This is a genomic window from Streptomyces sp. NPDC041940, from assembly GCF_055589465.1.
In genome coordinates this window covers 249,914-272,537 of sequence record NZ_JBVJBP010000005.1, presented here as the reverse complement: position 1 = coordinate 272,537, position 22,624 = coordinate 249,914, and the positions used below count along the sequence as shown (strand labels likewise).

The 22,624-nt window shown below is 70.8% G+C and carries 20 protein-coding genes and 2 pseudogenes; 7 read left to right on the top strand and 15 right to left on the bottom strand.

What is annotated here, in order from left to right; translation table 11 throughout:
• Positions 1-2 precede the first annotated feature (2 nt).
• The gene (locus ACZ6I3_RS12245; RefSeq protein WP_469413981.1) at positions 3-980 is read right to left on the bottom strand and encodes a pectate lyase family protein; all 978 of its coding nucleotides are present in this window, start codon (positions 978-980) and stop codon (positions 3-5) included.
• Positions 981-1,426: 446 nt separating this feature from the next.
• Here ACZ6I3_RS12245 and ACZ6I3_RS12240 point away from each other — a divergent pair, with 446 nt between their 5' ends.
• Positions 1,427-2,722 carry an extracellular catalytic domain type 1 short-chain-length polyhydroxyalkanoate depolymerase gene (locus tag ACZ6I3_RS12240; RefSeq protein ID WP_469414089.1) on the top strand — a complete coding sequence of 432 codons (1,296 nt, stop codon included), beginning with the start codon at positions 1,427-1,429 and terminating at the stop codon, positions 2,720-2,722.
• Between the two features lie 31 nt (positions 2,723-2,753).
• Here ACZ6I3_RS12240 and ACZ6I3_RS12235 read toward each other — a convergent pair whose 3' ends face one another.
• Positions 2,754-3,833 carry an NADH:flavin oxidoreductase/NADH oxidase gene (locus ACZ6I3_RS12235; RefSeq protein ID WP_469413980.1) on the bottom strand — a complete coding sequence of 360 codons (1,080 nt, stop codon included), beginning with the start codon at positions 3,831-3,833 and terminating at the stop codon, positions 2,754-2,756.
• Between the two features lie 118 nt (positions 3,834-3,951).
• On the opposite strand from ACZ6I3_RS12235, the gene ACZ6I3_RS12230 reads away from it, so the two are divergent.
• On the top strand, positions 3,952-4,302 hold the full coding sequence (locus tag ACZ6I3_RS12230) for an ArsR/SmtB family transcription factor (RefSeq protein ID WP_469413978.1): 351 nt from the start codon (positions 3,952-3,954) through the stop codon (positions 4,300-4,302).
• Here the strand turns inward: ACZ6I3_RS12230 and ACZ6I3_RS12225 are convergent.
• The 3 genes from ACZ6I3_RS12225 to ACZ6I3_RS12215 all read right to left on the bottom strand — a co-directional run bounded on the left by ACZ6I3_RS12225 (position 4,299) and on the right by ACZ6I3_RS12215 (position 7,415).
• Positions 4,299-4,796 carry a hypothetical protein gene (locus tag ACZ6I3_RS12225; protein ID WP_469413977.1) on the bottom strand — a complete coding sequence of 166 codons (498 nt, stop codon included), beginning with the start codon at positions 4,794-4,796 and terminating at the stop codon, positions 4,299-4,301. The genes ACZ6I3_RS12230 and ACZ6I3_RS12225 overlap by 4 nt on opposite strands.
• A gap of 132 nt (positions 4,797-4,928) precedes the next feature.
• Positions 4,929-5,435 (bottom strand): hypothetical protein, encoded by a 507-nt coding sequence (locus ACZ6I3_RS12220; protein ID WP_399015267.1) that lies wholly within the window; start codon positions 5,433-5,435, stop codon positions 4,929-4,931.
• On the bottom strand, positions 5,436-7,415 hold the full coding sequence (locus ACZ6I3_RS12215; RefSeq protein ID WP_469413976.1) for a polymorphic toxin-type HINT domain-containing protein: 1,980 nt from the start codon (positions 7,413-7,415) through the stop codon (positions 5,436-5,438).
• Between the two features lie 598 nt (positions 7,416-8,013).
• Between ACZ6I3_RS12215 and ACZ6I3_RS12210 the strand changes: the two genes are divergently transcribed.
• Complete coding sequence (locus tag ACZ6I3_RS12210; protein ID WP_469413975.1) at positions 8,014-8,829, top strand: IS5 family transposase; 816 nt, start codon at positions 8,014-8,016, stop codon at positions 8,827-8,829.
• On the opposite strand, the gene ACZ6I3_RS12205 is transcribed toward ACZ6I3_RS12210, so the two are convergent.
• The 3 genes and pseudogenes from ACZ6I3_RS12205 to ACZ6I3_RS12195 form a co-directional block, all read right to left on the bottom strand.
• The gene (locus ACZ6I3_RS12205; protein ID WP_469413973.1) at positions 8,801-9,313 is read right to left on the bottom strand and encodes a hypothetical protein; all 513 of its coding nucleotides are present in this window, start codon (positions 9,311-9,313) and stop codon (positions 8,801-8,803) included. The genes ACZ6I3_RS12210 and ACZ6I3_RS12205 overlap by 29 nt on opposite strands.
• 148 nt (positions 9,314-9,461) lie before the next feature.
• Positions 9,462-10,417 (bottom strand): annotated as a pseudogene (locus ACZ6I3_RS12200) (IS481 family transposase).
• A 126-nt stretch (positions 10,418-10,543) separates the two neighbouring features.
• Positions 10,544-10,777, bottom strand: a pseudogene (locus ACZ6I3_RS12195) (IS5 family transposase); the annotation flags it as partial.
• Between the two features lie 349 nt (positions 10,778-11,126).
• On the opposite strand from ACZ6I3_RS12195, the gene ACZ6I3_RS12190 reads away from it, so the two are divergent.
• Positions 11,127-12,362 carry a glycosyltransferase gene (locus ACZ6I3_RS12190; RefSeq protein WP_469413971.1) on the top strand — a complete coding sequence of 412 codons (1,236 nt, stop codon included), beginning with the start codon at positions 11,127-11,129 and terminating at the stop codon, positions 12,360-12,362.
• 38 nt (positions 12,363-12,400) lie between these two features.
• Here ACZ6I3_RS12190 and ACZ6I3_RS12185 read toward each other — a convergent pair whose 3' ends face one another.
• On the bottom strand, positions 12,401-13,744 hold the full coding sequence (locus tag ACZ6I3_RS12185; protein WP_469413969.1) for an FAD-dependent oxidoreductase: 1,344 nt from the start codon (positions 13,742-13,744) through the stop codon (positions 12,401-12,403).
• Positions 13,745-13,954: 210 nt separating this feature from the next.
• On the opposite strand from ACZ6I3_RS12185, the gene ACZ6I3_RS12180 reads away from it, so the two are divergent.
• Positions 13,955-14,419 carry a DUF6214 family protein gene (locus tag ACZ6I3_RS12180; protein WP_469414087.1) on the top strand — a complete coding sequence of 155 codons (465 nt, stop codon included), beginning with the start codon at positions 13,955-13,957 and terminating at the stop codon, positions 14,417-14,419.
• A gap of 37 nt (positions 14,420-14,456) precedes the next feature.
• Here the strand turns inward: ACZ6I3_RS12180 and ACZ6I3_RS12175 are convergent, their stop codons facing one another.
• Positions 14,457-15,110, bottom strand: coding sequence for a DUF305 domain-containing protein (locus ACZ6I3_RS12175; protein WP_469413968.1), 654 nt, complete (start codon positions 15,108-15,110; stop codon positions 14,457-14,459).
• Between the two features lie 190 nt (positions 15,111-15,300).
• On the opposite strand from ACZ6I3_RS12175, the gene ACZ6I3_RS12170 reads away from it, so the two are divergent.
• Positions 15,301-16,803, top strand: a complete 1,503-nt coding sequence (locus ACZ6I3_RS12170; RefSeq protein WP_469413966.1) for an LVIVD repeat-containing protein — start codon at positions 15,301-15,303, stop codon at positions 16,801-16,803.
• Here ACZ6I3_RS12170 and ACZ6I3_RS12165 read toward each other — a convergent pair.
• The 5 genes from ACZ6I3_RS12165 to ACZ6I3_RS12145 all read right to left on the bottom strand — a co-directional run bounded on the left by ACZ6I3_RS12165 (position 16,791) and on the right by ACZ6I3_RS12145 (position 20,695).
• Positions 16,791-17,477: a TetR/AcrR family transcriptional regulator gene (locus ACZ6I3_RS12165; protein WP_469413964.1), complete on the bottom strand. Its 687-nt coding sequence runs from the start codon at positions 17,475-17,477 to the stop codon at positions 16,791-16,793. The two genes, ACZ6I3_RS12170 and ACZ6I3_RS12165, sit on opposite strands and share 13 nt — an antisense overlap.
• A gap of 175 nt (positions 17,478-17,652) precedes the next feature.
• Positions 17,653-18,342 (bottom strand): HAD family hydrolase, encoded by a 690-nt coding sequence (locus ACZ6I3_RS12160; protein WP_469413962.1) that lies wholly within the window; start codon positions 18,340-18,342, stop codon positions 17,653-17,655.
• A 40-nt stretch (positions 18,343-18,382) separates the two neighbouring features.
• Positions 18,383-19,051 (bottom strand): phosphatase PAP2 family protein, encoded by a 669-nt coding sequence (locus ACZ6I3_RS12155; RefSeq protein WP_469413961.1) that lies wholly within the window; start codon positions 19,049-19,051, stop codon positions 18,383-18,385.
• Between the two features lie 115 nt (positions 19,052-19,166).
• The gene (locus tag ACZ6I3_RS12150; RefSeq protein WP_469413959.1) at positions 19,167-20,102 is read right to left on the bottom strand and encodes a M56 family metallopeptidase; all 936 of its coding nucleotides are present in this window, start codon (positions 20,100-20,102) and stop codon (positions 19,167-19,169) included.
• A gap of 71 nt (positions 20,103-20,173) precedes the next feature.
• Positions 20,174-20,695 (bottom strand): DUF5134 domain-containing protein, encoded by a 522-nt coding sequence (locus ACZ6I3_RS12145; RefSeq protein WP_469413957.1) that lies wholly within the window; start codon positions 20,693-20,695, stop codon positions 20,174-20,176.
• A gap of 161 nt (positions 20,696-20,856) precedes the next feature.
• On the opposite strand from ACZ6I3_RS12145, the gene ACZ6I3_RS12140 reads away from it, so the two are divergent.
• Positions 20,857-22,521: an FUSC family protein gene (locus ACZ6I3_RS12140; RefSeq protein ID WP_469413955.1), complete on the top strand. Its 1,665-nt coding sequence runs from the start codon at positions 20,857-20,859 to the stop codon at positions 22,519-22,521.
• Positions 22,522-22,624 lie beyond the last annotated feature (103 nt).

Sequence of the window (22,624 nt, the reverse complement as noted above, 5' to 3'; positions counted from 1 at the left end):
TGTCAGAGCCTTCCTGCGCCCGCACCCGACGTCACCGAGGTGACGACGGACGAGGCCGGCTCCGCCGAGTAGCCGTACGGCGGGCTGGTGAAGCTGCCGACGCGCGAGACCTCGGTCGCGGCTCCGCCGAGGTCGTTGCCGCGCAGGTTGGCGTATCCGTCGACGTCGCTGCTGCGGTTCGTGGTGACCGCGATCTTCGTCGAGCGGAAGACGTTGTTCTCGACCAGCATCTGGGCGCCCATGCGCGAGTGGCAGGCGGTGTCGGCGCCCTCGACGTAGTTGTTGTAGAAGTGCCCGGTGCCGAAGCGCAGGCTGGGGATGCGCGAGTACACGTTGGCGAAGTGGTTGTGGTGGTACGTCACCCTCAGCTTGCCGGTGTCCTCGCTCGCGTTGTTGTCGCTGTGGCCGACGAGCGAGCCCTTGAAGTGGTTCTTGAAGGTGTTCCAGGACACCGTGACGTTGTCCGCGCCGTGGTTGACGTCCAGCAGACCGTCGTAGTGGTCCTTGTCGTGATCGCGGTCGGCCGAGAAGGAGTTGTGGTCGATCCAGACCTTGGTGGACGCCTCGACGGTGATGCCGTCGGCGGGCGCGACCGGCTTGCTGATGTTCAGGTTGCGGACGACGACGTTCGAGACCTTCTTCAGCCGCAGTCCGCCGCCGGTGAACCCGGACGCGGAACCCACGCCCAGGACCGTCGTGTTGGAGCCGATGTCGACCTGACCGCTCAGCGAGATCAGCCCGTTGACCCTCACGACCTTGGCCGAGTTGCCGGTCACCGCCGACTTGAAGGCGCTCAGCGTGGAGACGGTGACCGCCGAGGCGCTCCCGCCGCCGGTCGTCCCCGCGCCGAACCCGATCGGCGAGGTCTCGGCGGCCCCGGCCGGCTGGGGAACGGCCAGGACCGCCACGGTCGCCAACGCGGACGCGGCGGCGACAGCCAGGGTGGATCTGTGTACGCGTGTGCGTGGGGGAGTACGCATGTGGGGTGCGTCCCTTCGTGGTGCCGTCATGGTGCAGGTCGGTCATGTACATGAATGACGTTCGCCATGGTGTTCACCGCGCGTGCCGTGTACGACCGGCCCGGAGGTCGCGGTCACACTGCTGAACGGAACGTAGGGGGCAAGCGCTTTCTAGTCAACGCCTCGCGCAGAACACATTCGGCCGCTCCTGGTCAGGGCGGGGGGTGTCGCGGGGGCGCTGTGGGAGCGCTTCCATGAAAGCCATGTGCATGTCACCATGCCGACGGATGCTTGCTTCCCTTCACGAGGGCGAGTACTACCGGCTGCCCTGGCGGCTCGCCCTGCTGACCCAGACGAACCCGACCTGCTGAACCGCCGCACGACGTCCTGCGAGCCGCACCCCACAACGGAAGGACACGGACGTGCCTGCCACCCCCCGCCCCACGGCGAGGAGACCGCTGCGGTCGATCTTCCTCGCGCTCGTCGCCGCGCTGCTGCCGATGCTCGCGGCCACGGTGCTCACCGCACCCTCCGCCGCCGCCCGCGAGCCGGCCGGCGGGTCGGCACGCGAGGAGGCCGTACCCGCCGCGGCCCTCACCGAGGTCACGAACTTCGGCACGAACCCCAGCAATCTGCGGATGTACGTGTATGTGCCGGAGAGCGTCACGCCGAACCCGGCGGTCGTGGTCGCCGTGCACTGGTGCACCGGCTCGGGACCGGACATGTACAACGGCACCGAGTACGACACGCTGGCCGACCAGTACGGGTTCATCGTGCTCTACCCGTCCGTCACCCGCAGCAGCAAGTGCTTCGACGTCTCCTCGCCCCAGGCGCTGCGCCGCGGCGGCGGCAGCGACCCCGTCGGCATCAAGTCGATGATCGACTGGGTCACCCGCACCTACGACGCCGACACCGGCCGGGTGTTCGCCACCGGCATCTCCTCCGGCGCGATGATGACGAACGTCCTGCTCGGCGACTACCCCGACGTGTTCGCGGCGGGCGCCGCCTTCTCGGGCGTCCCGTTCGCCTGCTTCGCCACCACCGACGGCTCCGAGTGGAACAGCGACTGCTCGGGCGGCACGCTCACCCGCACCCCCAAGGAGTGGGGCGACCTGGTCCGGGGCGCGTACCCCGGCTACACCGGCCCCCGCCCGCGGATGCAGATCTGGCACGGCACCCAGGACGACGTCCTGCGCTACCCCAACTTCGGGGAGCAGATCAAGCAGTGGACGAACGTGCACGGGGTGAGCCAGACGCCGACCGCCACGGACACACCCCAGTCCGGCTGGACCCGCACCCGCTACGGCGGCACCGGTGACCGGGCCCCCGTGGAAGCCATCAGCCTCCAGGGCATCGGACACAACCTGTACGCCCACGGCATGGCGTCCCGGGTGCTCACCTTCTTCGGCCTGGACAGCTCGGGCCCGGCGCCGCAGCCCCAGCCCGGCGCCTGCAAGGTGACGTCCACGGTCAACGCCTGGAACACCGGCCTGACCGCTTCCCTGACCCTCACCAACACCGGTACGACGAACGTCAACGGCTGGAAACTCGGCTTCACCCTCCCCGCCGGCCAGACCGTCACGGGCGGCTGGGGCGCCACCTACGCGCCGTCGTCCGGCACGGTCACCGCCACCAACGTGACGTACAACGGCACGATCGCGCCGGGCGCGAGTGTGAGCATCGGCTACCAGGCGAGCCATGGCGGCAACAGCGCCGCTCCGGCCGGGTTCACGCTCAACGGGACGGCGTGCGCGGCCGGTTGACGCACCAGCTGCTCCGAGCTCCGGGTGCCGGTCAGACCGACCGGTGGTACTGGTCCGGCACCCGGACCTCACCGCCGAGTTCCCGCGCGGCGTGCCGGGCCCACGAGGGGTTGCGCAGCAGCTCCCGGCCCAGCAGGACCGCGTCCGCCTCGCCGTTGGCCAGGATCTTCTCGGCCTGCTCGGCGTCGGTGATCAGCCCCACCGCGGCGACCGGCAGGGGCGTCTCGGCCTTCACCCGGGCGGCGAAGGGCACCTGGTAGCCGGGGCCGGTGGGGATCCGGGCGCCGGAGGCGTTGCCACCGCTGGAGACGTCCAGCAGGTCGACACCGTGGGCCCGCAGCTCGGCGGCGAAACGGACGGTGTCGTCCGCGGTCCAGCCGTCGTCCTCGAGCCAGTCGGTCGCCGAGATACGGAAGAACAGCGGCTTGTCCTCGGGCCACACCTCCCGTACGGCGTCCACCACTTCGTGGGCGAAGCGGACGCGGTTCTCGTACGAACCGCCGTAGGCGTCGGTGCGGTGGTTGGAGTACGGGGAGAGGAACTCGTTGATCAGGTAGCCGTGGGCGCCGTGGATCTCGGCGATCTCGAAACCGGCGGCGAGGGCGCGGCGGGCCGCGGCCGCGAACTGTCCGACGGTGTCCTTGATCTGGTCGACCGTCAGCTCCGCCGGGGCCGGATGCCGCTCGTCGAACGCGAGGGGGCTCGGCGCCACGGAGTCCCACCCGTACGCGTCCGGGCCGACCGGGGCGCCGCCCTTCCAGGGCTGGTCCGTCGAGGCCTTGCGGCCGGCGTGTGCGAGCTGGATCGCGGGCACCGTGCCCTGTGCGGCCAGGAAGCGGGTGATGCGGCGGAACGCCTCCACCTGCGTGTCGTTCCAGATGCCGAGGTCGTAGGGGGAGATGCGGCCCTCCGGGGACACCGCGGTCGCCTCGACGATGATCAGGCCCGTGCCACCGGCCGCGCGGGCGGCGTAGTGCGCGAAGTGCCAGTCGTTCGGGACGCCCGCCTCCGGGCCCTGCGGTGCCGCCGAGTACTGGCACATGGGGGGCATCCACACGCGGTTCGGGATGGTCACATCGCGCAGGGTGTAGGGCTCGAAGAGCGCGGTCACGGCGGACTCCATTCGTCGCGGGGCCGATGTCGACTCGTACGATAGGCATCGTAGTACGGTGGATGTCAAACTACGAAGGTTCTCGTACTATGGAGGTTCCCGAGGAAGTGGAGTCGCCGTGACGTCCCCCGCCGTGAGCAGCCGCGCCCTGCCGCATCCCGAGCGCGACGAGATCCGGCTGGAGGGTGTGCTGCACGCGCTCTCCGATCCGATGCGGTTGCGGATCGTGCGGGAGCTCGCCGCGGAGAGCGGGGAGTTGTCCTGTTCGCGTTTCGACCTGCCGGTGACGAAGTCCACGACCACGCATCACTTCCGGGTGCTGCGGGAGAGCGGGGTGATCCGGCAGGTCTACCGGGGGACGGCGAAGATGAACGGGCTGCGGCGGGACGATCTGGAGGGGCTGTTTCCGGGGCTGCTGGACGCGCTGCTCGATGCGGCGAGGAGGCAGGCCGGGCGGCTCGCCCCTTAGACGTCATCCGCTTTCCGAACGTGATCGTTTAGGCCGCGCTCGCCGACCAGGCGCAGCTGGCGACTGCCGACCCGGAGGAGGCCGACCGGATCGCCGCCCTCTACGCGGCTCCGGCTGAACGCGCTCAGGGAGTTGTAGCCCGAACTCCTCAGCACCAGGGGCCAGATGGGCGTGTGCGGCCGGTCGATCCGGGCCGACTGCACCCGAGGCGGCATCAAGGGCCGGGCGAGCGCGGCGATCTCGTCCAGCTCGGTCCGGTGCCGGGGCAGCGCCCGGCGCAGCACCTGGTGGAGGCGGAGGAACGCGCCAGCCTCCTGCTCGGTGTACGGGCGGAGCCGTTCCGCGGTCAGTGCCCACGAAGCCCGCCCGGCGCCGCCAGCCTCGTGGCGCGCCAGGGCGTGGCCGTCACGGCGGATCACGGTCATGGCCGCGATCTGCGGGTGCCGCTCGGCGACGGCGATGAGGTCGGTGAGCGGTGAACCTTTGAGGCTCACAGGCCATCGCTGTCGGCATGCGTCGCTACGGATCAGGGGGGCAGCCCGTTCCGGGGTCGGGCAATCCTTGGAACCGACCACCTGGCAGGGTGGTCGGCCCATCTGGTGGTATCGCCGACCCCGAGGACCAGATCAGCCCGCCTCACGCCACCACGAGGGAGACACGCTAAGGCTCCAGACCACACCCGCCTGCCCCTGGGCGCCTTCGTCCGCGCGGACGAAGATTCTCACGCCGGACTCGCGGACCCGGTAGCGGTGAAAGTCCCCGGTTGTGCCGCCGTCGTCCGGTTCGGGTTCGACCGAGGAGCCGAGGCCGACGATCGCCGCGGCCAGGTCTTCGAAGCGCGTCGAGGGAGCGAATTCGCCGTACGCGCCGCGCAGGGCTGCCGGTACGGACGACTCGGTGTCCGACCGCAGACGATGCACCTGCACGCTCACCCCGAAGCAGGGCCAGGCGCTGCCCTCTTCCTGGAACGACAGCTCCACGAGCCCGTAGTCCCGGCGCAGCAGGTCCCCGTCCTCGGTGTCGAGGAAGTCGGCGCCGAGCTTGGTCTCCCACTCGGCGGGCTGCGCGCCGATGCCCACGCCCAACACGTCGCCGCGGGTGGCGACGTGGGCGTAGAAGTCCAGGTCCGACATCTACATCTTCTCCATCGCCTCGATCAGGGCCTGCAGTTCGGCTGTGCGGTCGTTACTGAAGCGCCATTGAGGGTTGCGGCCCTCCTTCATAGCCTTGGCGCTGGACTCGAAGACCTCCTTGGCGGCCTTCGTCACCCTGATCATGTCAGCGCGCACCTTGGGGTCGGACTTGATCGTCGCGATGACGGCGTCGACCTGCTTCTGCGTGGCGGTGCCGTTCTTCAATCGGATCGCCTCGCCCCGGATGCCGCCCTTGCCGTCCGGGCGCAGTGCCACTTCCATGCCGTCCTTCATGTTGACGTGAGCGCCCTTGGTGACCCAGTCCTGGTCCACCTGGCCTACGTGGTCAATCTCGAGGCTGCACTTGTTCTTCTTGGCATTGTGGACCAGGAGGGGCGTGCTTCCGGCGAGCACGTAGTACGTGTGGGTGCCGGCGACGGTGAGGTTGTGGACTGTCTGCTCGACGGTGCGCGTCCCGACTGCGGTGACCTCCACGTCCGCGCCCGTGCTGGTACGCAGTCGCATCCCCGCAGCGAGGTCGACGGCATCGGTCCACACTCCCGGGCCAGGCGTCCAGAACGGGTGGCGGTCCGTCGCTGTGATCGTGTCGGTGCGGTCCCCTGCCTCTCCGTCGGTGTCCACGACGAGCGTGATCAGCCGCTTCTCCCCCGATCCCGTAATCAGGTCGGTCACAGGCTCCGCCCGGGTGAGGCCGGTTGCGGGATCGGTGGCTAGCACCTTGTCGCCGTCGTGTACGCGCTCGATCGGCGTGCTGCCGCCGTCGCCCATGAGGACCGTGGTCCCGGCCGGGAAGCTGTTGTCAGTGACGCTCGCGGAGGTACACGCGCCCTTGCGGGCGGCCCGCACGTCGTCGCCGTCGAGGGCCTTCTTTCCCGTCTTGAGCCAGCGCAGCACGACCAGTGCGCCCGTGGCCCGTTCGAATCCACTCAACTCCTCGTCGGTGGCGAGGTCCTTGCCCATGACCGCCTCGACGATGCCCTTGCCATCACCGATGCCGGGCAGCAGGTCCATGAGCAGTCCCATGCGGCGCTGCTGCTTATCGGTGTCGAGCCCGGAAGTCCCCGAGCCCCAAGTGTCCTTGAGGTGCGAGAAGTCGAACTCAATGCCGGGCACTTCCTTGAGCTTCTCGGCACCCTTCTTGATGCCGGGCACGTGCTTGTTGAGCTCGTCCATGCCCTTGTTGGCCTGGGCGATGCCCCGGTACATCTCCTTCATGCCCTTGTTGGCGCGGTCGACCCCCCGGTTCATCTGGGCCAGCGCGCCGTTCACCTCGGCCATGGCCTCATTCATGGTGTCGAGGCCGCGACTCGTCTGTTCGAGGCCGGCGTTGATCCGGTCGAGGTCCTTACCCATGCCTTTGAGGCCAGTCTTGATGCTGCGCGCCGCCTCCTGGAACTCCGGATCGCCGACGAGCGCGGCCAACGCGAAGATCATTTGCAGGAATGCGACGGTGACCTCGGCCAGGACCACCACGGTCTGGATGGCCTCGTTGATCTTCGCCCGCCGGTGGTCTACATCCGCCTGCGCAGCGGCGAAGGCGGCGCGGATCTGCTTCTCCGCCTTGGCCCGCAGTGCCGGGTCGCTGATGGCGGCAGGGTCCTGCACGACCGCCTTCTTCAGCTCCTCAAACCCGGCAAGTTCCTTGCGGAGGTTGGCGAAGTGCTGGGTGCTGTCCTTGTGCACTTGGTGGATGACATACCCCGCCACACCCACGCCGACGCCGACCCGGATCGCCTTGTCGGCGAACTCGCGGTAGCAAGCGGGCTTTTCGAGCAGCGGCTTGCCGCTGCAGCCGGAGTACTTGGCTGCGGCCGTGACGATTTCTGTGAGTTCTTCGGCGGCGCCCACGGCCGCCTTACGATTCTCGATTCCCTGGGCCGCCGCAGCGGTCTTCTCCCCCAGCCCCGGACAGAAGAAGACCGCCAAGGCCATCAGAAACGCGACAGCGTGCCGCGTCATACGGTGATGCATATACGTCCTACGTCAAGGGCCCGCGGATACACGGCTGGTCGACCGTCGCGCGAGCCCAGAGTTCCCGGACGAGAACTCCCCCTAAAAATTACCGATCGGTAGCTTACTGGGTGCGGCGAACTCCCCCGCATCCCAAGCATCGAGGACTCTGTGGGCGGCGATCGGACGAACGGGCAGCGGTGGGCGACGGTACGGCCACCCTGTCCGTCCTGAGCCCCGGCCACCTCACCACACCAGGCCGGACGGCAACGCGAATGGCGCCCCGTGGCAGTCAACAACGACTGGGGCCGGGTGCGTGACTGAGCGCTTCACCGTCTGAGACGTCATCCGCTTATCGATGTCGGGGCTGGTCTGGTCGAACAGGGTTCCTGATCGGGTGATCACGCGAGGGTCGGCGCATGACAGCAGGGCCTCTTGGTAGTTCGGGGGTGCGATCCCAACCGAGTACCAGGAGGCCCTGTTGCCGCAGTCTTTCGCGTCCGCGTGTGCGGAGTCCAACTCGCTGCCACCGTCGTGTGACTGCCTCGCGCACAGGTTCGGCAACGCGGCGGATGGGCCGGAGCGTACTTCGAGTTATGGCTCCGACATGACGGAGGCGGAGTGGCGGGTGGTGCGACCACTGCTGCCGGTTCCGGCCTGGCTGGAGGGTCGGGGCGAGCGGCCGGAGGGCTATTGCCACCGCGTGATGTTGGACGCGGTGCGCTATGTCGTAGACAACGGTGTGAAGTGGGTCAACCTGCCCGCGGACTTCCCGCCGTATCGGCGCGTGCACGCCTTCGCCCGCCGCTGGCAGGTCACGGGGCTGCTCGCCGATCTCCACGACCGGCTGCGCGATCTGGTCCGCCGGAAGGAGGGCCGTGCGGTGGACTCGACGGCCGCGATCGTGGACTCGCAGTCGGTGCGGGCGGCGGCGAACATCCCCCGCCCGACGTCCGGCTGGGACGGCGGGAAGAAGGTGTGCGGCCGTAAGCGGCACCTGGTGGTGGACTGCCTCGGCCTGGTCCTGGCCGTCGCGGTGACCGCGGCGAGCGTGCAGGACCGCGACGCCGCCGTCCCGCTGCTTCAGCAGCTGCGAGGGCAGTATTTCTCCATCCGGCTGGTGTGGGCGGACGGAGGCTATGCCGGCCGGCTCGTCGACTGGGTCCGCGAGAAGCTCAGGCTCACCCTTCAGATCGTCAAACGCGCCGACGACACAGCGCGGTTCGTGGTGCTGCCGCGCAGGTGGGTGGTGGAGAGGACGCTGAGCTGGCTGATGCGCTCGCGTCGCCTGGTGCGCGACTACGAAACCCTGCCCGCCATGCACGAAGCCATGGTGCTGTGGTCGATGACCATGCTCATGAGCGGCCGCCTGGCCGGACGCCGCCCGGCCGGATTCAGACGGCCGGCACCGCGAGAGCGGTGAACACTCCCGGCCGCACCTGCAGAGCCCACCCCCGTTCCACCAGGCGTTTCGCCTTCGACCGCAGCCCCTCCACCTTCGCCGGCACCGCATCCAGCCCCAGAGCGACGGCCAACTGCTGGCAGCGCATGCCCTCCCGGCCCGCTTCCGACTCCAGCACCGACAAGATCTGCTGGTAGTCCGGGGCGAGGACCGACACAGCCATGTCCCCGGTCCGCCGCGGCACCACCGCCCCCGCCACCGCTCCAGACACCGGCTCCGCAACTTCGGAAGCCGGCTCGGCCAGTACCTCGGCGACCGTTGCACGAGCATCCACCAGCCGCTCAAGCACACCTTCCGCGGCACCGAGCGCGGCCTGCACCCGCTCGGCCTCCTCCCGCAACCGGGCGATCTCTTCCCGGACCCTCTTCTCCCGAGCCTCCAGCAGACCGAGCACCGACGCCACCAGCCACATCCACGAGCAAGACGAGCGGACGAACACACCCATCTCTCCCGCCGCCAGTCGGAGTTCATGCCCACCCAACCCGAACTAAACGATCACGTTCGGAAAGCGGATGACGTCTTAGGAGTCCTTTCACTATGCGCGCCAGGGGCGCGCGGCCTGGCACCGCACCTCGCCGCGTTGCCGAAGAGCCCTAGGTGTATTGACTCGCAGGGTTGTTCACGCGGTTGATGGGTGGCTGACCTCCGAGTGCGGTGTGGCAGCGGTGGTGGTTGTAGGCGTGGAGGAAGTCGGCCAGGGCTTGGCTGCGTTCGGTGTTGCTGGTGTAGGGCCGCTGGTAGGCCCATTCGTCGAGCAGGGTGCGGTTGAAGCGTTCGACCTTGCCGTTGGTCTGGGGCCGGTAGGCGCGGGTGAGTTTGCCGGTCGCGCCGAGGTCGGTCAGGGCTTGGCGCCAGGCGAAGCTCTTGCGGTAGGGCCAGGCGTTGTCCGTCAGTACGCGCTCGATGCGAGTGATGCCACTGGTGGCGAAGAAGGCGGCGGCCCGGCGTAGGAAGCCTGCGCAGGTGGCGGCCTTCTCGTCCGGGTGGATCTCGCTGTAGGCGAGGCGGCTGTGGTCGTCGACGGCTGAGTGGACGTAGTCGAAGCCGAATTGTTGCGTCGGGCGCGGCCGGCCTGGCGGCCCAGGACCTTGTGGCCGCCGCCGTCGGGGATCCGGCCGAGTTTCTTGACGTCGACGTGGATGAGTTCGCCGGGCTGGCTGCGTTCGTAGCGGCGGATGACCTGGCCGGTGGGCCGGTCCAGGTGGGCCAGGCGGTTCAGGCCGTGGCGGACCAGCACGCGGTGCACGGTAGATGCGGGCAGACCGAGGATTGGCCCGAGGCGTGCGGGCCCGAGCTTGCGGCGCTGCCGCAGTCGGCAGACGCGGGCTTCGGTTGCGGCAGTGGTTCGGTGTGGTGTCGTGCGTGGGCGGCTGGAGCGGTCGTGGAGCCCGCTTTCGCCCTTGGACCGCCAGCGCCGGATCCACTTGTGGGCCGTGGGCCGGGAGATGCCCATTTCCGAGGCGACGTGCGCGACGGGACGGCCGGAACGGACACGGTCGACTAGCAGTCGCCTGCCGTGAATGGTCAGCCGGGCATTACGGTGGGACATGAAGGCCTCCGTGCGGTGAAGATTCGACACCTCCACCACACACGGAGGCCTTCGCCATGATCAAGCCCGGCCAGCGTTAACAACGCTCGTGATCAATACACCTAGGGCGTGTATCGAATATGCTGGTCACAGCCACTCGTTGATGGCTGCGACGAGGACCGTCGCCTCGTAGCGGACCGCGAGCTTGTCGTAGCGAGTTGCCACCGCACGGTGCCTTTCAACGCGATTGATGCCGCACTCGACCGCGTGTCGAGCCTTGTAGTCCTCGGCGTCGAACTTGGGCGGCCGGCCGCCGCGAGAGCCGAGCTTCTTGCGGTTGCGAGCCTGGTCGGCCTTGTCCGGGATCGTGCAGCGGATACCGCCTGCAGATCCCCTTTTTCCGCGCCCCGGCGCTTGGCGGCGGCCTGGGCCTGCAAGGCGGCGAAGATCAGCTGCCGCCTGGTCCATATCGGCGGACGGCCGGGCTTGTTGCCCCTGGGCAACAGCGGCTCCAGGCGGTCCCACTGCGCATAGGGCAGGGCCGGTACGCAGCGCGCTGTCGGTTCGCGAGGGCCGGTCCGCCGTGCCAGGCGGCAAAAAGAAAGAGGAAAGGAGTTCCCCGCTCCTTTCCATGCTCAACTTATAGCGCACCGGGGGGCTTGCGGCAAGGCCCTGGTGGTGCCGCAGAATCACCGTCCGAAGCCGGAAGTTGAGGAACGGGAGTCGCACGGTGCGTGTGTTGTTGTCGACGTATGGGTCGCGCGGGGACGTCGAGCCGATGGCGGGACTGGCGGTGCAGTTGCGGGAACTCGGCGCGGAGGTGCGGGTGTGCGCGCCGCCGGACGAGGACTTCGCCCGGCTGCTGGCCGGTGTGGGCGTGCCCCTGGTGCCGGTCGGTCGGTCGGCGCGGGCGCTGACGACCGCAGCGCCGCCGCCCTCGTCCCTGCCCGAGCACGCGGCCGAGTTGATCGCCGCGCAGTTCCACACGGTCACCGCGGCGGCCGAGGGATGTGACGTGCTGCTGGCAACCGGCATGCTTCCCGCCGCGGCCGGCGCGCTGTCGGTGGCCGAGAAATTAGGCATCCGGGCCGTGTACGCGAGCTTCCAGAAGATGGTCCTGCCGTCTCCGCACCACGCGCCGCTGGCGTATCCGGGTCGGCCGTTCCCGCCGGAGGTGACGGACAACCGGGTGCTGTGGGACCTGGACGCGCAGAGCGTGGACGCACTGTTCGGTGAGGCGCTCAACTCCAACCGGGCGTCGCTCGGCCTGCCACCGGTGGCCCACGTCCGCGACCACGTCATCGGCAACCGACCGTGGCTGGCCACGGACCCGGTCCTGGACCCGTGGCAGGAGACGCCGGACCTGGATGTCGTCCAGACCGGTGCGTGGATCCTGCCCGATGTCCGTCCGCTCCCGGCCGAGTTGGTGGCGTTCCTGGAAGCGGGCACACCGCCGGTGTACGTGGGCTTCGGCAGCATGCCCATGCACACCTCCGAGGACCTCCCCGAGGTGGTCATCGAGGCGATCCGCGCACAGGGCCACCGCGCCCTCGTCTCCCGCGGCTGGGCCGGCCTCGCCCTGATCGACGACGCCGACGACTGCTTCGTCGTCGGTGAGGCCAATCACCAGGCGCTGTTCGGCCGGGTGGCCGCCGTTGTGCACCACGGCGGCGCGGGCACCACGACCACGGCCGCCCGGGCCGGCGCGCCCCAAGTGGTGGTGCCTCAGGCGACGGATCAGCCGTACTGGGCCGGCCGGGTGGCCGACCTGGGCATCGGCGCGGCACATGACGGTCCGACGCCGACCTTCGCTTCCCTGTCGGCTGCGCTCAGGACGGCCCTGGCCCCTGAGACCCGCGCGCGGGCGACGGCCGTGGCCGACACGATCCGCACCGACGGGACGACGGTGGCTGCGAGGCTGTTGCTCGATGCGGTCGGCGGGGAAACGCCGCCCAAGTCTGTCTGAACGACGCCCTGATCGGACGCGCGTAGTGAAAGGACCCCTTAAGGAACCTTGCTGTGCGCGGCGTTCAGCAGGGACTCCCAGTCCGGGAGCTTGACCACTCCGCGTCCGAGTGACGCTCCCAGCTCCGCCTCCGCTCGTTCGATCGACTGCCAGCCCGTCCACTCGACCGGGTCGGCGCCCGCCGCGCGCAGGGCCGTGAGTGTGTCCTGGGGGACGTCCCGGGCGGCGAGGAGCGGGGCGTCCTCCAGGAGGGACATCGCCGTTTCCTTCGCGCAGGGCCGGTTCGTGCCGATCACGCCCGTCGGGCCGCGCTTGATCCAGCCGGCCACGTACTCGCCCGGGGTGACGACGCCCTCGCGCAGGACCCGTCCGGCCAGGTTCGGCACGGTGCCGGTCTTCGCGTCGAACGGCAGCCCCTCCATCGGTACTCCGAGGTAGCCCACCGAGCGCAGCACCAGCTGTGCCTCGATGTCCTCGTACCGGCCCGTGCCCGTCACGCCGCCGTGCCCGTCGGGGGCCGTCCGCTCGAACCGCACCGCGCCCACATGGCCCCGCTCGGCGAGCAGTTCGACCGGGCGGAGGAAGAAGCGCAGGTGGATCCGGTGCGGGGCGTCCGCCGGCGGTGACTCGGCCCAGCCGCGCACGACCTCCACGTTGCGCCGCTGCGGGGCGGGCAGTGCGGACGGGTCCGTGTACCCCGGGTCCGGCGCCAGCTCCGCCGGGTCCGCGACGACGTCGGTCCCCGGCAGGGTGCCCAGCTCGCGCAGCTCCTTGGTGGTGAAGCGGGCCTGGGACGGGCCGCGGCGGCCCACCATGTGGATCTCGGTCACCCGGCTCGCCGCCAGCGCGGTCAGGGCCGCCTGCGGCATGTCGGTCGGGCTGAGCTCGGCCAGCCCCCGGGCCAGCATCCGGGTGACGTCCACGGCGACGTTCCCCACGCCGATGACCACGGCCGACCGCGCGTCCCGCAGAAAGCCGCCGTCCACGGCGTCCGGGTGGGCGCTGTACCAGGACACGAACTGCGTTGCCGACCAGCTCCCCGGCAGGTCCTCCCCGGGAATGCCCAGATGCCGGTCAGTGGCGGCGCCCACGCAGTACACCACCGCGTGGTACAGCTCCCGCAGCCGGGCGGCCGGCACCCCGCCGGGCCCCACCTGCACACCTCCGAGGAACCGGACCCGGTCGTGCTCCAGGACCGCGCGCAGATTGTTCTGCAGCGACTTGATCTTCTCGTGGTCGGGTGCCACGCCGTAGCGGACCAGGCCGTACGGGCACGGCAGCCGGTCCAGGACGTCGACGCACACCCCGGGGTCCAGCTGGACGAGGCTCTGGGCGGTGTAGCACCCGCTCGGCCCGGAGCCTACGACGGCGACTCGCAGCACGGCGGAACTCCTTACCCGTGGGATCCCGGGGGATCTCCGGAGAGCGCTGATGTCTCCAGCATCGCACCGGGCGGGCTCCGCTGACAGGGTGCTGTGCTCCGACCGGGGCGCGTGTCGGATCTATAGCGAATGTGATCATGCGGTTACGTTCCGTGTGTGCTGGAAGCATCCTTTCTTAATCTTTCTGATCGCTCTCCGGTGGACAGCGCGGTGTCCGTGCGGCCCGCGTGGGAAGTGCGGGAGAACGAGGACGCCACGCGGTGGTTCGACGTCCGGATCGCCTTCACGGACGGCGCCCACGTCGACGCGCTGGCGGTCGTGGCCGGCGGATGCGTCGGTGTCGAGGACGTACGCGCCCGGCCGGCGCTGTCCCTCGACGACCTGGCGGTGCTCGCCGACTGGTTCGAGGAATCGCTGGCCGAGGCGTGCGGAGCCGGTGCGGGCCCGGTTCCCGAGGGCTGCGCGAACCCGGGGCGCCGGGCCCGGCCGGTCTGGCCGGGCGGAGCCGAGGGGCGGTGGCTGGTGGCGCAGGAGTACCGCGCGGCCCAGCAGGACGGTGCCGATCCGGTCCTCGCCGTGATGTGCGCGACCGGGCACAGCCGCCGCAAGTCGCTGAGGCTGATCGGCCAGGCCAGGGACGCGGGCCTGCTCGCGCCCCGCCGCGCACGGCGCTGAGTGGACCGGCCCGGGGCGGCCGTGCCCCGGGGTCCGCTCAGAGCATGTCCCGCATCCGTGTGATCTCGCTGGTCTGCTGGGCGATCACCTCGTCGGCCATCTCCTCGACGCGGATGTTGTTGCCCTGCCCCTTCACATCCGTGGCCATGGTGATCGCGCCCTGGTGATGGGTCGTCATCAGGGTCAGGAACAGGTGGTCGAAGGCCTTGCCGTCGGCCGCGCGGAGCTTCCTCAGCTGGGCCTCGGTCGCCATGCCGGGCATCGTGGCGTGTTCGTGCCGCTCGGCCTTCAGCGGCTTGCCGTACGACTTCAGCCAGCCCTTCATGGCCTCGATCTCGGGCTTCTGGCCGGCCGCGACGCGCTCGGCGATGCGCTTCACCTTGCTCGACTCGGCACGCTTCGGGGCGAGTTCGGTCATCACCAGGGCCTGGGCGTGGTGCTCGATCATCATCCGGGCGTAGGAGACGTCCGCCGCGTTGGGGGAGTCGTTCTCCGGGTTCTGGTCGGCGGCCTCTTCGGCGGACAGGGTGCGGTTCGCCTCGCCGGGCTCACCCGGCGCGATCACGGCGGGCCCGTCGGCGGCGGCCGGCTTCCGGTCCGGACCGGAGTCACAGCCCCCGGCCGCGAGCACGGCCAGGGCGACCAGCCCCGTCGCGACGACGGACGCACGAGACACGCGGCGGAAGAGCACAACGACCTCCTGTGACGGGCGAGTTGGGACGCGCCTCGTGTTGCGGACGGCGTACTGGCACGCTTCCGCGGCTCATCGACCGCGAAACTTCATCGCGACTCCGTTGCCCTCTGTTGGTATGTGCATGACGAAGACGATACTGCGTGGTGCGTGAACCGTTCCGCAGCGAACGGAACCAGGGAGGAAAACAGTGATCCTGTTGAACGACCGCAGAACACGCAGTAGACGCCTGGGCGTCGTCGCGGCCGCCGGTGGACTGCTGGCCGCGCTCCTCACCGCGGCACCGGCAGGGGCCACCCCCGACCCCGGGGACGCGCCGCCCGCGCCGAAGAAGGTCTCCAAGAGCGCCCAGGCCGAGGTCCGTGAGGCCATCGAAAGCGGTGAGATACCCGCCCAGGACGAGATCGTCCACTCCGACAACATCCAGCACCTGGCATTCGTCCCCAAGGACGTGCTCCAGGGCACGAACTCGGACCTCGCCTTCCAGGGCAGGTACGCGTTCGCGGGCAACTACGACGGCTTCCGCATCTTCGACATCAGCAACCCCAAGGCACCGAAGACCGTCTCCCAGGTGCTGTGCCCCGGCTCGCAGAACGACATCTCCGTCTCCGGCGACCTGCTGTTCCTGTCCACCGACTCCTCGCGCAGCGACAGCAGTTGCACCAGCACCACCCAGCCGGCGACCGAGAAGTCCTCGTGGGAGGGCATGAAGGTCTTCGACATCAGCGACAAGCGCAACCCGAGGTACGTCGCCGCCGTCGAGACCGCCTGCGGCTCACACACCCACACGCTGGTGCCCGAGCGCCGGAACGTCTACGTCTACGTCTCCTCGTACGCGCCGAACGCCGCCTACCCCGACTGCCGGCCGCCGCACGACGGCATCTCCGTCATCAAGGTGCCGCGCAGCGCTCCCGAGAAGGCGAAGGTCGTGGGCTTCCCCGTGCTGTTCCCCGGTGAGGGGCCGGACGGCGGCGGCAACCCGGGCGGACCCACCAACCCGGGTGTCTCCAAGACCACCGGCTGCCACGACATCACCGTGCTGCCGTCGAAGGACCTGGCCGCGGGCTCCTGCATGGGCGACGGCATCCTGTTCTCCGTCAAGGACCCGGAGCGCCCGAAGGTCATCGACCGCGTCCAGGACAACGTCAACTTCGCGTTCTGGCACTCGGCGACCTTCAACCAGAGAGCCGACAAGGTCGTCTTCGCCGATGAACTGGGCGGCGGCGGCGCGGCCACCTGCAACGCGGAGATCGGACCGAACCGCGGCGCCGACGGCATCTACGACATCGTCGGCAAGGGGGACAAGCGCAAGCTCGTCTTCCGCAGCTACTTCAAGATCCCCCGCCACCAGGCGGACACCGAGAACTGCGTGGCCCACAACGGCTCGCTGATCCCGGTGAAGGGCAAGGACCTGATGGTCCAGGCCTGGTACCAGGGCGGTGTCTCCGTCTGGGACTTCACCGACTCGGCCGAGCCCAAGGAGATCGCCTACTTCGACCGCGGCCCGCTGACCACGGACACGATCAAGTCGGGCGGCTCGTGGTCGGCGTACTACTACAACGGCTACATCTGGTCGAACGAGTACGCCAGGGGCTTCGACGTCCTGAAGATCGACGACCGGCGCACGGACCCGGCCCGCCGGATCCACCTGCGCGAACTCAACGTCCAGACGCAGCCGGACTACTTCGACTGACCCTCCGAGCCGCATCCCGGTGCGGCCCCGGTCGCGAAGAACCGCGACAGATCCCGGTCGCCAATCCCGTCGGAGGCTCCGGTCTCCGGCGGGACACCCAGCTCCCGGTCGAGCCCGTAGCGCGTGAACAACTCGGCCCGCAGCACCGGGACCGGCATCGGCACCCCCGGCACCAGCGCCGCGTACACGGCGCCCATCAGCAGGGCGCGCAGCATCGGGTAGTCGCCGTCGACGTCCCGCGACCCGAGCCGGGCGACGGTGTCCCGCAGCAGTTCGGCCAGCCGCCGCTGCTCCGGGCAGGGCACGAAGCCCTCGGCCTGCAGCAGCCCGGCCATGTGCTGGCGCATCAGCACGGGCCGGTCCCCGGCCAGACCCAGGATCGCGTCGATGGCCCGCGCCATCCGCTCCGGGCCGTCCTCGGTGCGCGGCTCGCGCTCCAGCGCCTCCTCCAGCGTGCGGTGCATCAGCCGGTGCACGGCGGACTGCACGAGCTGGCGCTTGCCGGGGAAGTAGTACGAGACCAGACCGCGCGCCGAACCCGCCCGGTCGGCGATGTCGCCGAGCGTCGTCGCCTCGAACCCGCGCTCGTCGACCAGCTCGACCGCCGCCTGCAGAAGCCGCTCCTTCGAACGTCTCCGCAACTCTTCGTTGACCGAGGCGCTGCGCGGGGACATGTTGAAACTCCTGCGTTGACTGGCTGCCAGCCAACTATACTCGGAGCGTCCGGCCGGGGCCGCGCGGTCCCAGCCGGGGATGCCGTCTGCCTCGGGCGACACGGGGGATCGTCCGAGGCGGGCGAGCAGAGGACCGGATGGTCGCCTCGGGCTGCTTGTTCCGGCGGTGCGACCCTCAGCTCACCAGCTCCAGGACCGGCCGTAGCCCGTCCGGCCGGTCGGTCACCGGCAGATGGTCCACGAAGTGCACCCCGCAGCCCAGGGCCGTGGCGCCGCCGTCCGCCCTGCGGTCGTCGCCGACCATGAGCGTCCGGCGCGGATCGGCGCCCAGCGCCTCGCAGGCGGTGGCGAACAGCCGCGGGTCGGGCTTCTGGATGCCGTGCTCGTACGACAGGACGTACTCGTCGATGTAGGGATCCAGGCCGTGCGCGCGGAAGACCGGGCGCAGGTCCCAGCCGATGTTGCTGACCACCCCGACCGGGATGCCCCGCTCGCGCAGGGTGCGGAGCACCTCGACGGCGTCCGGGTACGGGGCCCACGCGTCCGGGTGCATGTGGCGGTCGTACAGCGCGTCGTGCAACGTCGGGTCGGGCAGCGTGACTTGACGGGAGACACCGGTGTACGCGGCCCGGTGCAGCTCGGCGCTCTGGTCCCGGATCTGCCAGGCCTCGGCCAGTTCCTCCGGTACCCGGGCGGGATCGCCACCGCCCGGCAGCGCCCCCGCGGCCTCCAGTGCCCGCGCTGCGGCGGCCATCTCCGCCTCGGCGAGCCGGATCGCGGTCCCGGCCAGCGTGCCGCGCAGCCAGGAGTCGGTGGACTCGACACGGAAGAGGGTCCCGGAGAAGTCGAACAGCACGGCGGTCATGGGGTGATCCTACGAGGACGCGCCCGGCTGCGACGGCTGTTCAGGGATGCCGGCGCTGGTGCACCCACACCGCCAGCGCCACCACCAGCGCGCCCAGCAGCCAGCCGCCCAGCACGTCCGACGGCCAGTGGACACCCAGCCAGACACGGGTCAGTCCGACCCCGATCACCGAGACGACGGCCACGGTCAAGGCCGTACGCCACACGGCACGGCTCACACCGTGGCGGTGCAGGAGCCACAGCAGGAGGCCGCACACGACCGTGGCGGTCATGGCGTGGCCCGACGGATAGGCCGAATAGTGGGCCGAGTCGACGGGGTCGGGCCAGACCGGGCGGGGACGGTCCACTGCCGCCTTGAGGGCCTGCTGCAGCAGCGTGCCCAGCGTGACGGCCAGCGCCAGCCACACCGCCGTCCAGCGCGCGGCGACCCGCACGACGAGCCAGACGACGACGGCCGCGCACAGCAGACGCATCGTCCACGGATCCCACACCCAGTCCGTGAGGACGCGGAACGTCTGGGTGACGCCGGGTTCGTCGACCGCCCAGCGGTGGGTGGTGCCGGAGATGTCTCCGTCCGTGGTGATCAACGGGCTCCATCTGACCGCTACGAGGGTCAGCAGCAGAGCCGAGCACAGGGCCAGGACACCGGCGGAACCGGCGGCTGTGCGGTGCTCGGGACGGGGCGGGGAGTCGACGGACGGGGAGTGCATGATGCGATCCTCGCCGAACCGGGGGGTCCGGATCCAGTGCGGCGGCGATCTTCCGGCCCGGGGACCGCATGCTTCGGCCACTCCGGGGCCTCGGCGCCCGGGTCACGTCCGGCGGCTAGCCCAGCGCCCGCAGTCCCGGAACGAACGCCAGCAGCACCGGCACCACGGGCACCAGCGAGGCCGCCGCCGTCAGCCGCAGGCGGCGTGCCGCGGTCAGCCGGTCCGGGGGAGTGAGCAAGCGGCGCACCCGCGCCGGGACATGGGCCTGCGGTGTCGGGCAGGGGCCGAACACCCCACGGTGCTCGTTCAGTTCGACCAGAGCCAGCGCCGTGGTCAGACGGCCGAAGCGGCGTGAGGCCGTGTCGTCGGCGGCGAGTTCGACCAGGCGGTGCATCTCGTCGCGGAACGCGGCGAACACCGGCACCTGCGGAAAGCCGCCCGCCAGGGCGGAGGAACAGTTCAGCAGCCAGTCGTGCCGGGCCCGGGCGTGCCCCTGCTCATGGGCGAGCACGGCATCCAGCTGCCGTCCCTTCAGCCGGCGCAACGCGGCCGTGGTGACGACCAGTTGCGGCGAGGTGCCGGGCAGCCACCAGGCGTCGGGCCGCTCGCTCTCCAGGACGACGAGCCGGCCGGACACGGCCACCTCGCCCGGCAGCAGCGGGGCCCGGACCAGCAGGTCGGCGCGCCGGCCGCGGCGCCGGGCGCGCGCCCGGCCGACCTCGCGGACCAGCATCGCCGCGCTCCACAGACCCCCGCAGGCCAGCGCCACCGCCGTGGTCGCCGCCCAAGGGCCCGCCGTACCGAGGGCATAGGCCTCTACGGCCGCGCTCGGCGCCGTGGCGAAGACGTGCCCGCCGACCGCGTGCCAGGCCGCCGCCGCGCTGAGCGTCATCGACAGCGCACAGCACACGAGTACGGCCGCCACCGCGCACTGCCATGCCCACAGCGCCACCACCGGCTCACGATCCGGCCAGTCCGCCCGGGCGAGCAGCCGGGGAGCCACCACGGCGGTCAGGGCGCCGAGCAGCAACAGTGCCGCGGGGAGCATCATGGGACGCAGCCTATGAGCGCGGCGCCGCCCACGGGTACGAGTTGGGCCGCCAAAGTGACGCAGGCAACGGATCACAGCGTCAGCAGCATCGTCACCATCGCGATCCCCATGGACAGCCGGCACGCCCGCGCCAGCTCCGGCCGGTCGCCCCACCCGGCGGACCCCCCGCCCCCGGCCACGGCGGGCACCGGTACCAGCCGGACGCCGGCCAGCAGCACGTAGCCGGCGAAGTAGAGCAGCAGCGCCCCCGTCAGGAGCGGGACTCCCGATCCGCCCCGACCGTGCGCGTGGGCGGGGGAGCCCGCCATGACGACGGACATGTAGACCATCGCCGCGGCGCCCGCCAGATGATGCAGATGGCGCGCCCCGGCCCGAGTCGCCCACAGCGCGTGTACCGCTGCCGCCCCGAACACGGACGCGTACGCGAGCCAGGCCCACGAGGGCGGAGTGAACACCGCAGCCGGAATCGCCATCGCGGCCATCCCGAAGCCCATCAGCGCCTCGCCGCCGCTGCGCATCCGTAGCAGGCAGTAGCCGCCGGTCGCCGCGCAGAGCGCCACCAGCAGCCAGCCGGACGAAGCCGGTCCGTGCACGCGCACCTCCCCGCTCGACAGTCGGTCATTCGATGCCCCGGCCGTGCGGCGCGCACGCGAGCGCAAGGGTGTACACGGGGAGCATTCGACGGAGCACGGCAGGTGAGCGGCTCGGTCTCACGCTATATTTCACGAGTAAAACACCTGCTAATGTTGTGGGAATGAGCAGCGCGAACCCCGCACCCGCCTCCCCGCCCGCCCGGCGTCTTCCGCTGGCGGGCGTGCTGCGCGTCGGCCGGCCCTCCGAGATCTGGTTCAAGCCCGCGCTGAGCGTGGTCGCGTCGATCGCCCCGCCCAACCTCACCCTCCTGGCGCTCGGCCGGCTCGACCTGGCGATGTACACCATGGCCGGGTCCCTGTGCGCGCTCTACGCCCACAACCGCCCCTACGCCGCCCGGGCCGGGACCCTGGTGTGGGTGGTGCTCGGCATGCTAGGCGGGCTCGCCGTCGCCTTGGTCGCCGCCTCGCTCACCGGCAGCGCCGTCGTGCTGGTCACGGTCGGCGCCCTGCTGGCCGCCGCGCAGAAGGTGCTGTGCGACGCCACCCGTGTCGGCCCGCCGGGCAACGTCGTCCTCACGTTCGTCAGCTCCGCCTCGCTGTTCGCGCCCCAGACCCTCGACCGGGTGCCCGGCCATCTGGCGCTGGCCGCCGCGACGGGCGTCTGGGCCTGGCTGGTCTGCATGGCGCCCGCGTTGGTCCGGCCGCACGGCCCGGAGCGGCGTGCCACCGCCGGTGCGCTGAAGGCCGCGGCCGCGTACGCCGACACGGGCGGCACGGGCGAGGGCCAGGCCCGGGCCCGGGCCGCGGGCCACGCCGCCGTCCAGGCCGCCTGGCAGTCACTGCTGTCCACCGGCGCGCCTTCCCGGACCCGGCGCGCCCTCGAACGGCTCGTCGTACGGGCCGAGGTCGCCCTCGCGGCGCCGGCGGAGGCGGATGCCGGCCGGCTGCGTGCGTGGGCCCGCGCGCTGCGCGGTACCGGGCCCGTCCCGCAGGCCGGTCTGCCGCGGGCGGCCGCCGACGAACTGCTCGGAGTGGACGCGGCCCGCTCCCTCTGGACCCGGCTCGGCCCCCTCACCCCGCTCGCGGTGCGCACCGCGCTCGGCTGCGCGCTCGCCGGCTACGCCTCCCTCGCCCTCGGTATCGGCCGCCCCTACTGGGCCCTGGTCACCGCCGCCTCGCTCTACCAGGCCAACATCGCCCTGACCTGGAGCCGGGCCGTCCAGCGGGTCGTCGGCAACGTCGTCGGCGTGCTCGTCTTCGCGGCCGTCGCACCGCTCGCGCACCTGGACCAGGCGGTGCTCGTGCTGTGCTGCCTCGCGTTCAGCTTCGGCGCCGAGGTGCTGATCAGCCGCAACTACTGGCTCGGCAGTGTCTGCGTGACCCCCATGGCCCTGCTCATCACCGAGTTCGCCGGATTCCAGGAGCCCGGCGAGCTGATGACGGAGCGCGTCGTGGACACCGTCGTCGGCGCCCTGGTCGGCTTCGTCGCCGCCGTGGCCGTCACCAACCGGCGCGCGGGCGACCGTGTCGAACGGGCCCTGACCACCGCCGACCGGGCCCGCGAGCACGCCGCCCGTCTCCTGGCCGAGCCGGGCCCCGACGCGGCCGACCTGGAGTCGGCCCGCCGGGGCCTAGCCGTCGCCCTGGTCGACCTGCGGGCCACCGCCGACGCCGCGGCCGGCGAATGGTGGCAGCGTGCCCTGCCCCAGGAGCGGGTCGTGCTCGCCGAGCAGACCGGACACCGTACGCTCGCCGCTACGGCACGACGCCAGGGACTGCTCCCGGACCGGGGCACGGGCACGGAGACGGAGGACGCACGGCCATGACGGCGACGGAAGGACCATCGCCCACGGGGGACGAGTCGGGATTCGGACCGCAACCGGCGGCCGGGGCCGGGCGGGCGGGGGGTGACCTCGCCGAAGGGCGTGC

Coding starts and splice junctions, on each gene's coding strand:
- ACZ6I3_RS12245 (WP_469413981.1), bottom strand. CDS start 980: ATGCGTACTCCCCCACGCACACGCGTACACAGATCCACCCTGGCTGTC.
- ACZ6I3_RS12215 (WP_469413976.1), bottom strand. CDS start 7,415: ATGACGCGGCACGCTGTCGCGTTTCTGATGGCCTTGGCGGTCTTCTTC.
- ACZ6I3_RS12220 (WP_399015267.1), bottom strand. CDS start 5,435: ATGTCGGACCTGGACTTCTACGCCCACGTCGCCACCCGCGGCGACGTG.
- ACZ6I3_RS12150 (WP_469413959.1), bottom strand. CDS start 20,102: ATGATGCTCCCCGCGGCACTGTTGCTGCTCGGCGCCCTGACCGCCGTG.
- ACZ6I3_RS12205 (WP_469413973.1), bottom strand. CDS start 9,313: ATGGGTGTGTTCGTCCGCTCGTCTTGCTCGTGGATGTGGCTGGTGGCG.
- ACZ6I3_RS12140 (WP_469413955.1), top strand. CDS start 20,857: ATGAGCAGCGCGAACCCCGCACCCGCCTCCCCGCCCGCCCGGCGTCTT.
- ACZ6I3_RS12165 (WP_469413964.1), bottom strand. CDS start 17,477: ATGTCCCCGCGCAGCGCCTCGGTCAACGAAGAGTTGCGGAGACGTTCG.
- ACZ6I3_RS12160 (WP_469413962.1), bottom strand. CDS start 18,342: ATGACCGCCGTGCTGTTCGACTTCTCCGGGACCCTCTTCCGTGTCGAG.
- ACZ6I3_RS12210 (WP_469413975.1), top strand. CDS start 8,014: ATGACGGAGGCGGAGTGGCGGGTGGTGCGACCACTGCTGCCGGTTCCG.
- ACZ6I3_RS12155 (WP_469413961.1), bottom strand. CDS start 19,051: ATGCACTCCCCGTCCGTCGACTCCCCGCCCCGTCCCGAGCACCGCACA.